Below are 14956 nucleotides of genomic sequence, written 5' to 3'. Positions count from 1 at the left end.
TAGGGAACATGCGAATAAGTCTCTGCCATGAGATAATCACTTTTTAAGCCATCGAGACCAACAACAAACGTCGTAAAACACGTAAGGAAATTTTTCCTTTCTCATATGAATGAGTTGATAACTTGGGATCAACTAGAAGCGGTTATTGAGCCGTTCTATCCTAAACTAGGGAATGGCAGAAGATCTTATCAGCTATCAATAATGTTCCGTATCCACTGCATGCAACATTGGGACAACATGAGTGATTCTGCCATGGAGGATGCCTCGTATGAGACTACGTGCATGCGCTTTTTCGCTGACTTATCGTTAGAAAAAACCATTACTTATTTAGATAGTTGATCACACCACCATCATGAATTTCAGGCACTTATTAGAGAAACACAAACCTTCGTGACAACTTTTTAAAGAAGTGAGCAGATGGCTGTCTGACGCAGGTATTTATCTCAAAGAAGGCACCATTGTGGATGCAACCATTATTGAAGCGGTCAGATCGACTAAGAATAAAGCCAAAGAAAGAGACCATGAGATGCACCAAACTCAAAAAGGTAAGCAGTGGTTCTTTGGCTTAAAAGCCCATATTGGTGTTGACGCTAGAACAGGGTTAACTCACAGCGTGAGTACAACGGTGCCAAGGTTTATGATATCACGGAAACAGAGATCCTTCTTCATTGCGAAGAGTGTTTTGTCTCAGCGGATTCTGGCTATCGTGGCGCTCAAAAGAGAGAAGAGTTAAAAGGTGTCAAAGCAGGCTGGTTGATTGCAGCTGGTTTTTAGGGAATTGGCCAAGCAAAATAAGAATCTTAAAAAAACACTCTAGAAAAAATAAACAACCCATTCGAACGGAATATATCAAAGCCAGTATTCGAGCAAAAGTTGAACATCTCTTAGAATCATCAAGTGTCAGTTTGGTTATAGAAAAGCTATTTATCGTGGGCTGGCTAAAAGTGACAGTAAGCTCGGTATGCTGTTTGCTTTTGCAAACGTGTATCGAGTTGACCAGGTGACCCGAGCCGCAAGGGTGTAACCCGTTTAAAAATCATTAAACTAGGTTCAATTATCTTGTTTAGTGGTAGAAAAGTGATCAACCAGCCACATTACTGACTGCCACTGGGCTTTTTAGAATGTTAAGGCGTGCGCAGCTCGACTTGATCGCATGTTCTCTAGCAACGCCTAATTTACAGTCAATATTTTTAGTTTCTTAACGAGTTATAAATAAGCATTTCGAGTTTGTTTTTTAACGATTTATTGGCATGCCTAGCAGCCATAAAAGCTTATAGTAGTGATTATTTATTAACTTAAGAGCGTTACTCTAACGCCCTTAAGTTGAAGCCTAGATCACTAATAACAGATCACTTAGAGAGAAAGTTCTTAAGTAGAGCAGTGAGTTGATCTGGTGATTCCACCGATGGAACATGACCAATCTGATTAATAACTTCTAGCTTGTCGACTTGCAGCAACGAAGCAAGTGTTTCCATCAGTTCAGGTGTCGTCGCGACGTCTTTTTCACCACAGATTAATTGTATCGGTAGTGAACTTAGCCCTAATGTATCGGTGAGATCCATATTGCCAAGCCAAGCACAGAGTGCGCCGTAACTGAAGTCATCGACGTTGGCGAGCTGTTCTTGCCAGTAGTTTGCCAAGGTAGGCTTGGTCTGCACGCTGTTTTCGCTAAACCAACGTAGCACTAAGGTTGTAGCCATACTCTCCAAACCCAGAGCCATGACGTCTTTTTGGCGGGTTAGCCACGCTTCTTTACTACCAATTTTTGCTCCAGTGTTGGTTAAGGTTGCACTTAACAAACGCTCAGGATATTGAGCCACTAGTTGTTGGCCAATCATGCCGCCTATGGATGTGCCCACATAGTGAAATTGCTTAATACCCAGTTCATCGCATTTTTCAATCAATGGGTTGATTAAGGCATTTGCTGTTAATGGGGAGGTGCTTGGGTCAAGGGCGTCGCTTAGCCCATGACCTGGAAGATCCCAGCGAATGACTCGAAATTGCTTCAATAACTCTGGGACAACACCATCCCAAACTCGGCTGTTCATGCCTAAAGGGTGACCAAGCACGATAGTGGGCTTATTACTATCACCTTCAAGTGTAAAAAATAGCTTCTTCATCAAATGTCGCTCCGTTCGATCAGCATAGCAATGCCTTGTCCGACGCCAATACACATAGTGCAAATGGCATAGCGTCCGTCAGTACGTTTTAGCTGCATAGCGGCAGATTGTAATATACGAGCACCTGACATGCCTAATGGATGCCCGAGTGCAATCGCACCACCATTTGGATTAATTCGTTCATCTTCTGCTGAAAGCCCTAATTCTTGCATACAGGCTAACCCTTGCACGGCAAAGGCTTCATTCAATTCGATCACATCCATGTCGGCGAGAGAAAGGCCAGCACGTTTTAGCAATTTTTGTACCGCGGGAACCGGACCCATGCCCATTACTGTCGGTTCAACGCCTGCAGTTGCCATACCGATGATTTTGGCTAAAGGCTCTAATTTGTAGCTTTCAACCGCCGCTTTACTGGCAATCAACATAGCTGCGGCACCGTCGTTTATACCGGATGCATTGCCTGCCGTCACTGAGCCATTATCTCGAAACGGCGCTCTCAGTTTTGCTAAATCTTCCAAGGTGGTATCAGGACGTAAATGTTCGTCTTGATCGACGATGATTGGATTACCACGTTTTGGCTTGATCGTAATCGGGGTTATTTCTTCGGCGAAGCGGCCTTCTTCTTGTGCCGCTTTGGCTTTTTGTTGAGAGCGCAAAGCGAATGCATCTTGCTGTTGACGCGTTATTTTGTAGCGCTCAGCAATATTTTCCGCCGTTTCTGGCATGGATTCAGTGTCATACAAGGACTTCAATACTGGATTGATAAAACGCCAGCCCATGGTGGTGTCTTCCAATGTTTGCTGTCTATCGAATGCGGCGCTTGGTTTGCCCATAACGAATGGAGCACGAGACATGGATTCAACACCGCCCGCTAAGATCAATTCGGCTTCACCGGCTTGAATGGCTCGAAATGCGGTACCAACCGCGTCCATACCCGATCCGCATAAACGGTTCATTGTGGTGGCGGACACGCTATAAGGCATGCCAGACAGCAGCGTTGCCATGCGCGCCACGTTACGGTTGTCTTCACCTGATTGATTGGCGCAGCCAAAAATAGCATCATCAATGGCCGCGGGATCAAGGTTTGGAGCATCACCTAGCACGGCTTGAATGACTTGAGCTAGCATGTCGTCTGGGCGCACGGCTGCAAGGGAACCTGCATAACGGCCAACGGCGGAGCGTTTAGGGTGACAGATGTAAACCGAGCTCATATTGCCTCCTGAGCACTGTGTGCTTTTTCAGTTCGTGCTTTTAATTCGCGTAATACGTGCAGTTCATTTTCGCTTGGTACTGGTGTCGTCTCAAGCGCCTCGGCGAATTTGATTTCCCAACCTGTGGCTTCAATAATGTCTTCTTTCGTTGTGCCTGGGTGTAAGCTCGTAACGGTCAGTTCTTTGGTTGCTGGGTCTGGTTTTAAAATACATAAATCCGTAATAACCACGCCTGGGCCACGACCGATATTTGGTAAATTATCGCGGCCTTTGCCATCACGGCCAAAACCAATCGTAGTGATAAAATCCACGTCTTTTACAAACGTACGTTTTGAATGTTTAACGGTAATAAAAACTTCTTTGGCGTTGGTAGAAATTTCCGGCGCACCACCACCACCCGGTAAACGGACTCTTGGATTTGCATAACTGTGAGCGCCATTTTTGCCGCCTTCAGGATGATTAGCAGCAATAACCGTGGTATTCAAATTGGCAAAACGGTCGATCTGCGCTGTCCCTAAAAAGCCCACATCGATGTGGCCACCTTGTAGCCAATAACGGAACATTTCTGGTACAGATACGGTGGTGAGAGCCGATTCACACAGTTCGCCATCACCAATAGACAACGGCAGCACATCGGGTTTGGTTTGCAAGGTGCCAGATTCGTAGATCAGGGTAACATCTGGAGCATGAGTCAAACGCGCTACGTTAGCGGCTTCGCTAGGCAAACCAATCCCCACAAAACAGGTCATATTATTGGTTAAGGCGCGTGCTGCTGTGATGGTCATCATTTCAGCAGAAGTATATTGAGTTGTATCGTTATGGGTTGTCATATTAAACATCTCCTTGGCCAAACACATGGGATTCCAACCATTGGTTGAAGCTGTCTCTGTCGCGACTGATGTTGTCCCATTGTTTGTAATAGTTGTTGTCTCTGTCGTAATAACCAAGCGCATAAGAAGGCTTTGCTCCTTCCGGTGCGACTGCAATCGCGTCAATTGCCCAGGCTGGTAAGACGCAAGCGTTTTGCGTGACTTTCAAGTCATCGACAATCTCTTCTACTGTGACAATGCTGCATTTAGCGGACAGTACAACTTCTTTTTGAACGCCAATAATTCCTTCGATAAGCACATTGCCTGCGCGATCGGCTTTTTGAGCATGAATAATGCCCACATCCGGTTTAATGGCTGGAATGGCCGCTAACTGTTCACCAGTAAAAGGGCACGTTATGGAGGCAATCTCTTTGTTGACCAGCGGTAACTCACTACCTATGTAGCCGCGAAAAACCGCTAATGGTAAACCCGCCGCGCCAGCTTCATAAGCATTCGCCATAGCAGCATGGCTGTGTTCTACCGTTTCTAGTGCGCAAGGGTAATCGTTTTCTATGGCATCACGAACTCGATGAAGCGAACCAACACCAGGGTTTCCGCCCCAAGAAAAAGTGAGTTTTCGCACACAGCCCGCGCCGACTAATTGATCATAAATCAGATCGGGTGTCATACGAATTAGAGACAGATTGCGTCGTTTCTGACGAATGATCTCGTGTCCTGCAGCGAAGGGTATTAGATGGGTAAAGCCTTCAAGTGCAATGGAGTCACCATCTTTTACATAGGTGGCGACAGCGTCTTTCAATGTCATAAACTTCGTCATAATATTTCCTGTTCGCTATACGAATTTAAGTTTGCAGTGCGAACAATATAAATCAATCTAGGATTAATGGTCAAGCCAAAATTTTGTTTTTTCTTTTTTTCTCAGGATTTTGATAAAAAACACGATGAAAAGTCTCTTCCCTCTAGCGAGCCTGTGATGAATCATAAATAATGGCGGGGTTATTAATGGCAATGAGTAAACTGGGTATGAATGAGGAAAAGCTGTCACCGGACCATAGAGATTATGTAGGTGCATTGGCATCAGGACTGGATGTCATCATGGCGTTTGATCCGCAACATAAAGAAATGACGCTGTCTGAAGTGGCTGAACAAACCGGCATGGACAGAGCCAAAGCCCGACGTTTTTTGCTGACTTTGCATGCGCTCGGATACATTAAGCGGGAAGGGCGGCAGTTCATGTTAACGCCAAAAGTCTTAGCGCTCAGTTACGCCTATAATGCCAGTAACGATCATCTTAATGTGGTTGAGCATTATCTGCATGACATCACCGCACGACTCGGTGAATCATCGTCTCTTGCTGTGCTGGATCAACAAGACATCATGTATGTGGTTCGCTCACCAGCAGCCCATCGTTTGATGTCTATCACTTTAAGCGCTGGTACACGGTTGCCTGCGGCTTATACTTCTATGGGTCGTATGTTGGTTGCGAAGTTATCGGTTGAAGAACAAAAAGACTGGCTCAACAATGTTTCTCTTGAAGCGTTCACTCAGCATAGCATTGTCGATAAGCCTGCTTTTGAGCAGATGCTTTTACAGGTCGCGGAGCAGAATTTCTGTATAGTGGATCAAGAACTTGATCTTGGCTTGCGTTCGTTAGCTGTGCCGGCGTTCACTTTTGATGGAACCTTGCTTGGAGCGATTAACCTGAGTACTAATGCATCGCGAGTAAGCCATCAAACCTTGATAGAAGAATGCTTACCTGCCCTGCAGGAGGCAGCAGAACAGATTCGGCTGCATACCAAATAGCATTGTGGTCGTGAATCGTCATAAACTGTTTGGCTGATTCTCAATCAGTTTTCCGAGGATCTTGACGGCTAGCGCCGTAATGGAATCCATAGGTTCTTTTCTACGACTAAAAATAACAGGACAGGTGATGGACTTATCCTGCAAAGGAATAAACACCACATCATCTCGTCCAAAATGCCTTACTTGCTCGGACACCAGAGCAAACCCCATCTCCGAAGCCACCAAGCCCAAAGCTGTTTGTAGGTCATTGACCTGTTGAGTCACCTTTGTGGTCAGACCTCGGCTGGTAAACAATGAAGTACAAATATCCGCGAAGGTAGGCGTCGCCGCTTTGTTTGCCGGATACAAAATCATCGGCATCTTCGCCAGTGCTTCCAGAGTCGGCTCGCCTTTTTTAAGAAGAGGGTGGCCAACATGTAATGCCACTAACAGGGGTTCTTGGAATAAGGTAGTTTGCTCCACTTGTTCGTCGGGAATGGTTAAGCGACCAAAACCAATATCAATTTTACCTGTTTTTAACGCCTCGATTTGCTCACCGGTTTTTAAATCATGCAGCAAAATATCCGCGTTAGTTTGTTGGCGTAAATCTCTCACTAAGGAGGGTAATTGGCCGTAAAACACGGATGGAACAAAACCAATGCTGAAGACGGCTTTTTGTTCCTCTGCAATTCGGCAAGTATTTTCAATGACCATATCGGCCTTCGCCAGCATTTGTTTTGCTTGTTCCCAAAAATATTCTCCTGCGGGCGTCAGTGTTAATCCTCGGGAGTGGCGCTCAAAAAGTTGCGCACCGACATCTTCTTCTAACTGTTTTATCTGTCTTGTTAATGGCGGTTGAGCAATAAAGAGTTTTTCAGCGGCGCGAGTGAGGTTTTTCTCTTCAGCAACCGCACAGAAATAACGTAGATGTCTTAGCTCCATCATACCTCCAAGGTATTGTGAGTAACCAAATGGTTATTGGCTGCTTCAAATAATCATAATAAAGCTGAGTTACTTATAATGAAAAAATGTAGTTATGTTTTTTATGCTTTGTGTTTCTTGCTTACAGCTAAGATCAAATAGGATAACAAATCAATACCTTTTAGGTATCGCTAGGAACTAAATTGATATTTGTTCTCTGTTTCGAGGGAGTCTAGTGTAAGCAGAAACAATAAACGGATGCACCTTAGCATGACATCGAAAATTACTAATATTGAAACAATGCTTGTAGATATTCCCACGATTCGCCCTCATAAATTATCCATGACATCTATGGCTGTGCAAACCATGGTGATTGTTCGTATCAAGGATGATCAAGGTCGTGAAGGCTTAGGTGAAGGCACTACTATTGGCGGTTTGGCTTATGGCCCAGAAAGCCCAGAAAGTATTAAAATGAACATCGATACTTACCTTGCTCCTTTGCTTTTCGATCAGCCACTCCATAGCATAAAATTTCTTATTCAACGTTTAAGCATGTCTGTACGAGGCAATATGATTGCTAAATCAGCTTTGCAAACCGCATTGTTGGATTTGCAAGGCAAGCATTTAGGAGTTCCTGTCTCTACTCTCTTGGGCGGCGCTATTCATCAACATATTCCCTGTCTTTGGGTATTGGCTTCTGGCGATACAGATAAAGACATTGCAGAAGCAAAAGCACTGATCGCTTGTGGTCGTCATTGCGACTTCAAACTAAAAATCGGTTCTCGACATGTTAATGACGATGTAGCTCATGTGGCGGCTATCAAAGCGGCATTGGGCGATAGTGCGAGTGTGCGAGTCGACGTAAACCAAGCGTGGAATGAGTCAACAGCAGCAAAAGGTATGGCGGCGCTTCAAGAAGCGGGCGTGGACTTAGTTGAACAGCCAACCCCTGCAAAAGAATGGGACGCTTTAGTCCGATTATCACAAAAATTCACGATTCCTATTTTGGCGGATGAAGGTGTTGCTGATGCCTCAGATGTTTTCCAGCTTGCTCAGCGGGGGTTTAATGGTGGTATTGCATTGAAAATTGCCAAAGCGGGTGGACCAATTGAAGCGCTTTATGCGGCTACCGTGTCATCTGCGTCAGGTATGGAATTATATGGTGGTACTTTATTAGAAGGTTCTATTGGTACTGCGGTGTCAATACATGCTTGGTCTACCTTACCGAAATTGCATTGGGGAAGTGAAATGTTTGGTCCTCTTCTTTTGCAAGATGACATTATAAAACAGCCGCTTAGCTACCATAACAATGGGGTAGATGTACCGGATGCGCCTGGTTTAGGTATTGAAATTGACGAAGAAAAGCTGGCCCTTTATCGACGTAAATAACACAGCACCAACGCAAACAATCATGAGGAAATGAACATGCTTTTTAAAGTTGAAATGATGGTGAATATTCCGAAAGATCTTCCGGTTGCAGAGGCAGATGCAATCAAATTGAAGGAAAAGAATTATTCACAAGAATTACAAAAAGCTGGGATTTGGGTGCACTTATGGCGGGTTGTCGGACAGTATTCAAATGTGAGTATCTTTGATGTGAAAGACAATGCTCATTTGCATGAAATCCTTACAGGCTTACCTTTGTACCCATTTATGACGATGGAAGTGACAGCCTTATGTCAACATCCATCTTCCATAAAATAGCGCTAACTATTTAAAACAAAAACAACATTTAATAAAAGTGCTGTTATGGCACACAGAAGCGGAGAGATTGAAATGACTGTTAAAACAATTCAAACAGAAGCAGTACAAACCCTATTGAAAAAAGTGGCTGGCTTGGATAATGACCAGGGTAGCCCTCGTACGAAAGAAATCATTTTTCGCTTAATGTCAGACATCTATAAGATGATTGAAGACCTAGACATTACTCCAGATGAGTTTTGGCATAGCGTGAATTACCTTAATGAACTGGGTACTAATAAAGAAGCGGTTTTGCTAGCTCCGGGTCTAGGTTTTGATCATTACCTAGATATTCGTGAAGACGCTAAAGACGAAGCAGCGGGTCTACTTGGTGGAACCCCGCGCACTATTGAAGGCCCTCTGTATGTAGAGAATGCTCCAATATCTGATGGTGAAGCACGCATGGACGATGGCCAAACGCCGGGGCAGGGCATGTGGCTTCACGGCAAAGTATTGGATGAAGATGGTAATCCAGTTGCTGGTGCGATTGTCGATATTTGGCATGCAGATTCGAAAGGTGGTTACTCTTATTTTGATCCTACACAAAGTGAATTTAATCTACGTCGCAGAATCGTAACGGATGAACAGGGCTGCTACCAAGCTCGTAGTATTGTGCCAAACGGCTACGGCTGCCCACCAGATGGCTCTACAATGAGGATTCTTCGTCAGCTTGGCCGTCATGGTAATCGTCCTGCTCATATTCATTACTTTGTTTCTAAACCAGGCTTTAAGCATCTAACTACGCAGATCAACTTAGCGGGTGATGAATACACCTATGACGATTTCGCTTTTGCGACTCGTGACGAATTGGTCGTAGAGGCAACGACACTAAATGATAATAGCCATGGTTTTAATGATGAATATTTAGACGTTGAGTTTAACCTAGATGTTCTAAAAACCGATAAAACAGAACTAGAAGACAAGCATGTTCGTGCAAGAGCGACCATTGACTGACCACGTATCATAAAATATCTTATATTTAGATAGTTATGTTTAAACCTTTACTATTAAATTTGGTAAGGGTTTAAACGGCTTTAAAAAGTATATTAATCTATTTATCTAGGATAAGTGTAGTGGTTAAGTAAAACTAACCACCGCTTTATAGTTAACCCAATACTGTTTTTCTTTTTTATTTGGACTTATACCAGCATTGTGCTGATGAGGACTTAACTGACTGTAATAATCGATGATGTATTTCATGATATGGTGTTTAGCTTGTTCAAATGAGTGATAACCATACGGTGGCACCCATTCTATTTTTAAGCTTCTGAAGAATTGTTCCATTGGGGCATTATCCCATCAATTTCCACGTCGGCTTAAGCTTTGAGTCATTTGGCATTGCCACTGCGTTTGTCTGAAATCACAACTGGTATAGTGGCTGCCTTGATCACTGTGAAACATCACGACGTTTATACGCCATTTTCAATGCATTACTTGTTAACTCACTATTTGGTGACAGAGACATGGCACAACCAACTGGCTTACGAGCATTAATATCCATCACCATGGCAAGATAGGTCCAACGTTTCACTGTCCAAATGTAAATCACATCTCCACACCATACAATGTTTGGTGCCTCAACATTGAAACGATGGTCTAAATAACTTAGTACATCAAGATATGCATTCCCCGTATTTTTATAGGTGTGATTTTGTGTTTGACAGCTCTCTAGTCCTAGCTTTTTCATCAAGTGCCAGACTCTGTAGCGACTTAATGGCGTTTCTTTATCAGCCGCCATATCGGAGATACTACGAGTACCACCTGAGCCTTCGCTTTTATCAAAAAGCTCTTACACCAAGACTGTTTTCGCTATTCTTTTAGCGCTAGTAGGCTGCTTAGAGCGCTGTTTCCAATGGTGAAAGCTACTTCAATTTACATTAAACACATCACACGGTTTTTGACAGGTTAGCTCTTCTTAAGTTTTCGGTTATCGAAAACTGTTCAGGGAGTCGGACATCAAGAGAGCGGTAGCCTTTTTTAGAGTATCTTTTTCCATTTCAATGTCTCGAATACGCTTTTCAAGCTCTCGTATCTTTAACTGTTCGGGCGTCATCGGAGTGGCTTTAGTGCTTTCATCTCGTTCTTGTTTCAATTGACTCCATTGTTGAATAACCGACATTCATAGCTTCTGCGGCTTCTCGGACGTTGTAATCTTGGTCAATGCCTAGCTGTGAGGCTTCTAGTCGAAATTCCAGACTAAAGTTAAGCTTTGGCCTTTTACTCATGTTGTCACCTAATTATCTATTGGTGAATATTAGCACCTCTAATTAGATGGCCAAATTAACTGTGCCGCTACAACTCCTACCCGATTTTTCTCTTATTTTTTCATCCTACAAAATACATTTCTCTACGATTTCCTTACAAATTAAATCTCTTATAGTTATTTTTCAGAGAGCTCTCATCTGTTGCGCATCACTTTTTGTCCTTTTTAGCCTACTATTGTGTAAATATTGTATTGCTTAAGAAATACTTGCTGGTAATATCAGGATATGTGCTTCTATACTTGAAGCGTATAATTGACTTAATGATTAAAAAATAAAATTTCCAATAAAAATAACAATGGAGCTTATTTATGACTACCTCCTCAAAATTCTTGTTTAAAGCAAGTCTCGTTGCTGCTTCTGTGGCAGCGGCGTCATCAGCCTATTCAGCTGGTTTTGCTTTAAATGATCACAGTGCTACAGCCTCAGGTAAAGCCTTAGGTGGGGTGGCAGCGTCTAATGAAGACATCTCTGCTAGCTTTTGGAACCCTGCGTTATTTGTAAATGCCAATGAAACGACCGTCTATGTATCGGGTGCTTATGTCATGCCGAGTATGGATGTAAGTAATATTTCTGCGACTGATCCACTATCTAGTGCTCTTTCTATTTCTGGATCCTCCACTAACAACGACTCAGTCGATAATACATTGGTCCCAGCTTTTTATTTTGCAAAGCCGCTATCGGATAAAACTGTTTTTGGTGTTTCCTTGAATGTTCCATTTGGACTATCTGGTGACTATGGACAAGATTGGAAGGGGCGCTTTCATGCCACTGAAACGGGTATTCAAGACATTGCTTTGAGCTTTTCTCTTGCTCATCGTGTTAATGACTGGGTCTCCGCTGGTGCCAGTGTACAGATTCATCGTGCAGAAGTTGTTTTAGAGTCTGCTGTAGGTTCAACTACGGCAGCAGATCGTGAAGGGGTTGGTCGTATAGAGGCTGATGATATTGGTTACGGATATGCTTTAGGTGTAATGTTAGAGCCGAAAAAGGGTACTCGTATTGGTTTAGGTTATCGCAGTGAGGTTGAGTTTGATTTTGAAGGTGATGTCAAATACAAAGGCAGTGCCGCAGCCTTAGCTTTTCTAAATTCAGCTGCAAATTTAGAGAATGCAGATGTTAGTGACTCGATAACTTTTCCTTCGGTTTTGTCTATCAGTCTTGAGCAAGATTTAACGCCAAAATTGGTGTTAGGGCTAACGGCCATCAGGACGGGTTGGGGAGTGATGGAAGAGGGTATTAATATCGATTTTGATAGTAGTCAATCTAATTCTAGACTTAAATTCGGCTTTGATGATCAATGGATGTATTCTGCGGGTTTAACCTACGCATACTCTGATAAGTTGACGTTACGTACCGGTTTGGCAATGGATAACTCACCAGCAACGGATGAGTATCGTTCGGCTCGAACGCCAGATGGCGACCGTAAATGGGTTTCAGTTGGCGCAACTTATGACTTCAATGAAATGACGTCTGCGACTTTTTCGTTTACCCATGTGATGATCGAAGATGTGTCTGTTGACCGAGATGGTACAGGGGAAGATGCTGCACGTGGTACATATAGTGCAGATTATGAATCTTCAGCTAATGTTGTTTCTGTCGCGATGAATATGGCGTTCTAATTTATCATTACATAAATTGTTATTGCGTTTAAAAAAGCCAGAGTTCAATTTGAACTCTGGCTTTTTAGTGTCTGGGGTACGGTGTTCTTTGAGATATTGATATCTTATTGGTTTGATCTTAATAGACCATACGCAGCTCTTTGGCTTTGGCGTTATTGCTTTCTGTCCAGTCTGACATAGGGGACGGTTTACCAAAATAATATCCTTGTAGTGTTTGGCAGCCTAAAGCAGTTAGCAGAGTGGCTTGTTCTTTTGTCTCTATACCTTCAGCGATGACTTTCATGCCAAGGGACTCGGCAAGCTGTATGGTGGATTTCACTATATCTACATGTCGTTGGTCACCAGGTAGTGGTGAAACAAAGCGACGGTCTATTTTGAGGATGTTGGCAGGGATGTCTACAAGTTGTCCTAGAGAGGCTTGGCCCGTGCCAAAGTCATCAATGGCAATGGAGTAGCCATATTGCGATAAGCTTCTTAAACGCTTATGTATGAGCGGGTGAGTCATTACAGGGCTAGTTTCTGTGATCTCAAGCTCAAGCATGTCCCCAAGCCATGAGTTATCAGCAATTAACGTCATCAACAAAGCAAAGAAAGAATCATTCATTAGCTCTTGGCCAGCTAAATTGAATGCGATAGGCGTGTGAATGTGCTCTTTATGCCACTCAGTTAGAGTAGTGACGAGTTCCAGTACTAGGTTTTCGGCAAGAAGTGGAAGTAGCCCTAATTTCTCGGCAATTTTAATGAAGGTTGTGGGTGGAATAAACTTTCCATCACATTGCCATCTGGCGAGGGCTTCAAAGGAGCATATTTGTCCATTTGGAGATACCTGTGGTTGTAGCCAAATCGCGACCTTTTTATTCTTTATCGCTGTACTGAGCTTTAAGCCAAGTTTGTGTTCTTCAACGAGTTTGTGTTCAAGATCATGGTTGTAGTACGAGAAGCGACCGGTGCTGTTTGAATACTCCAAAGCCATTTCACAGTGCTCTAACAGTTCTTCTGCTGTTCTGCCATCCGTGTGGTAATAGGCGATCCCAACTTGATAATCTATATTGAGTTTATTTCCATCAACCGTTATCTGGCTCGGCAGAACGGAGTGAATGAGAGTTGAGAGGTTTTTTTGGATTAAATAGGTTTGTCCTAATGGAACAAAGCAAGAAAATTTCACTCCGCGTAAACGACCTATAATAGCTTGTTTTGAAAGTTTCTTTTGCAGAGTCTTTGAAAAATTGAGAATAACCTTGTTGGCGCTGTCTTTGCCATATTGCTTATTGAGCAATTTGAATTGACTAATACGGATAATAAACATCGCGCCTGTTAAATGCTTGTCTTGCTCATTTATGCGTTGATTAACCTGTCTACAAAAGTGTCTGTGGTTTGGAAGCAGAGTCAGTAAATCGAAATGTGCTAAGCGACTATTGGTTTGTTGCGTGTTTTCTAGTTCTTGCTGTATTGCCCGCAACTGAGTCGTATTTTGCAGATGAAGAACATAGTAGCCGTGTTGGGTTAATGAGGCCCGACGAATTTCAATGTGTACGTTAGTTTTTTGTTTTAACGTACATTCGGCTACGTTTGATTGCCAAAAAAAGCGTCCTGTATCACCGAGAGGGGCTAGCCAGTCAGTAATAGTAGAATCAGAAATATGGGTTTTAGGGGAATCTGTTAGTAGCTCTCGAACCAATTGATTGGCCTTAAGTATTCGCCCTCGTTGATCGCATAATAGGGTTGGTGTCCCTGTGTTCTCAAAAAATTCTTCGTACATTGCGTAATTGTCATTTAGCTTTTGATAAAGCAGCTTCATGTGAGAAGCATTGTTTTCGAGTGTATGAATGATTCTAGAGACTGCTAGCGGTAAGCCTAGATTGAGCGTTGCAAAGGTCAGTAACTGAAAGTAAAAAGACGAGGCGATATCGGTTTGGCCGTTATCTAGCCCGTTGCTCGTCATTAAGTAAAAAGGATATATATTGGCAACCATTGCTACTAAAGAGGCTCTGAAGCTGAACAGTAGGCGAGTAATGAGAGGCAGGGAATACAAAGATACTAATGCGTATTTTGCAGCATGAAACTCTTCGCTTAACGTCAGTAGAAGAAAGCTGGTTGTGATTAGGGTAATAAGAAATAGAATCGCTGTAATCTTGGCGTATTTTCTACTGAAATAAAGAAGTCCACCAAGGAGGCAAAGGTACGTACTATTGATGCCTAAAAAAGTGAGGTCTTGATAAGTAATTAGATAATGTACTTCTGAAACCGAAAAAATACAGATCGTCAGCGCGATTAAGATACGCAGGGCGCTTTGTTGAAATGCTTTTTCATCGCCCTCTATTGAGGAGTCTGAATCTACTAAAAAATAATTCTTAAGAAAATTGATAAACATTAATAAACTTCATAATGCGAAAAAATAAGCCGCAGTTATTTGCGGCTTTCAATAGACAGTACCTAAAAATCAAGAACTTGACTACGCTAGTTTATAAT

At 43.0% G+C, this 14956-nt stretch carries 11 protein-coding genes and 2 pseudogenes; 6 read left to right on the top strand and 7 right to left on the bottom strand.

All coding sequences use genetic code 11. The features are described 5' to 3' along the window. The first annotated feature begins 50 nt into the window (after positions 1-50). Positions 51-1024 (top strand): annotated as a pseudogene (locus AC2A4J_RS17200) (IS5 family transposase). Between the two features lie 325 nt (positions 1025-1349). On the opposite strand, the gene AC2A4J_RS17195 reads toward AC2A4J_RS17200, so the two are convergent. Genes AC2A4J_RS17195 through AC2A4J_RS17180 form a run of 4 tightly spaced genes read right to left on the bottom strand, consistent with a single transcriptional unit; the run spans position 1350 to position 4978 of the window. After that, entirely contained in the window at positions 1350-2120 is a 771-nt protein-coding gene (locus tag AC2A4J_RS17195) for an alpha/beta fold hydrolase (RefSeq protein WP_484176893.1), read from the bottom strand. Then, positions 2120-3331, bottom strand: a complete 1212-nt coding sequence (gene pcaF / locus AC2A4J_RS17190; RefSeq protein ID WP_484176892.1) for a 3-oxoadipyl-CoA thiolase — start codon at positions 3329-3331, stop codon at positions 2120-2122. The genes AC2A4J_RS17195 and pcaF overlap by 1 nt, the downstream gene beginning before the upstream one ends. Next, a complete protein-coding gene (locus AC2A4J_RS17185; RefSeq protein WP_484176891.1) occupies positions 3328-4161 on the bottom strand; it encodes a CoA-transferase subunit beta in 834 nt (277 codons plus the stop codon). Before AC2A4J_RS17185 ends, pcaF begins: the two co-directional genes overlap by 4 nt. Position 4162: 1 nt before the next feature. Then, positions 4163-4978, bottom strand: coding sequence for a CoA transferase subunit A (locus AC2A4J_RS17180; RefSeq protein WP_484176890.1), 816 nt, complete (start codon positions 4976-4978; stop codon positions 4163-4165). Positions 4979-5163: 185 nt separating this feature from the next. Between AC2A4J_RS17180 and AC2A4J_RS17175 the strand changes: the two genes are divergently transcribed. Continuing rightward, entirely contained in the window at positions 5164-5964 is an 801-nt protein-coding gene (locus AC2A4J_RS17175; RefSeq protein WP_484176889.1) for an IclR family transcriptional regulator domain-containing protein, read from the top strand. 18 nt (positions 5965-5982) lie between these two features. Here AC2A4J_RS17175 and AC2A4J_RS17170 read toward each other — a convergent pair whose 3' ends face one another. Then, on the bottom strand, positions 5983-6885 hold the full coding sequence (locus AC2A4J_RS17170) for a LysR family transcriptional regulator (RefSeq protein ID WP_484176888.1): 903 nt from the start codon (positions 6883-6885) through the stop codon (positions 5983-5985). A 249-nt stretch (positions 6886-7134) separates the two neighbouring features. Here AC2A4J_RS17170 and AC2A4J_RS17165 point away from each other — a divergent pair, with 249 nt between their 5' ends. From AC2A4J_RS17165 to catA, 3 genes are all read left to right on the top strand, one after another. Then, positions 7135-8253, top strand: a complete 1119-nt coding sequence (locus AC2A4J_RS17165; RefSeq protein WP_484176887.1) for a muconate/chloromuconate family cycloisomerase — start codon at positions 7135-7137, stop codon at positions 8251-8253. A gap of 36 nt (positions 8254-8289) precedes the next feature. Beyond that, positions 8290-8568, top strand: coding sequence for a muconolactone Delta-isomerase (gene catC, locus AC2A4J_RS17160; protein WP_484176886.1), 279 nt, complete (start codon positions 8290-8292; stop codon positions 8566-8568). A gap of 72 nt (positions 8569-8640) precedes the next feature. Then, positions 8641-9558 carry a catechol 1,2-dioxygenase gene (gene catA / locus AC2A4J_RS17155; protein WP_484176885.1) on the top strand — a complete coding sequence of 306 codons (918 nt, stop codon included), beginning with the start codon at positions 8641-8643 and terminating at the stop codon, positions 9556-9558. 123 nt (positions 9559-9681) lie between these two features. Here catA and AC2A4J_RS17150 read toward each other — a convergent pair. Further along, positions 9682-10829, bottom strand: a pseudogene (locus AC2A4J_RS17150) (IS3 family transposase). A 347-nt stretch (positions 10830-11176) separates the two neighbouring features. Between AC2A4J_RS17150 and AC2A4J_RS17145 the strand changes: the two are divergent. Further along, positions 11177-12487 (top strand): OmpP1/FadL family transporter, encoded by a 1311-nt coding sequence (locus AC2A4J_RS17145; RefSeq protein WP_484176884.1) that lies wholly within the window; start codon positions 11177-11179, stop codon positions 12485-12487. 118 nt (positions 12488-12605) lie between these two features. On the opposite strand, the gene AC2A4J_RS17140 is transcribed toward AC2A4J_RS17145, so the two are convergent. Then, positions 12606-14858, bottom strand: coding sequence for an EAL domain-containing protein (locus tag AC2A4J_RS17140; protein ID WP_484176883.1), 2253 nt, complete (start codon positions 14856-14858; stop codon positions 12606-12608). Between the last annotated feature and the right edge of the window lie 98 nt (positions 14859-14956).

Source organism: Marinomonas sp. ATLA20 (assembly GCF_057180105.1).
The sequence above is the reverse complement of the archived record's forward strand: the minus strand, read 5'-3'. Positions and strand labels throughout refer to the sequence as shown.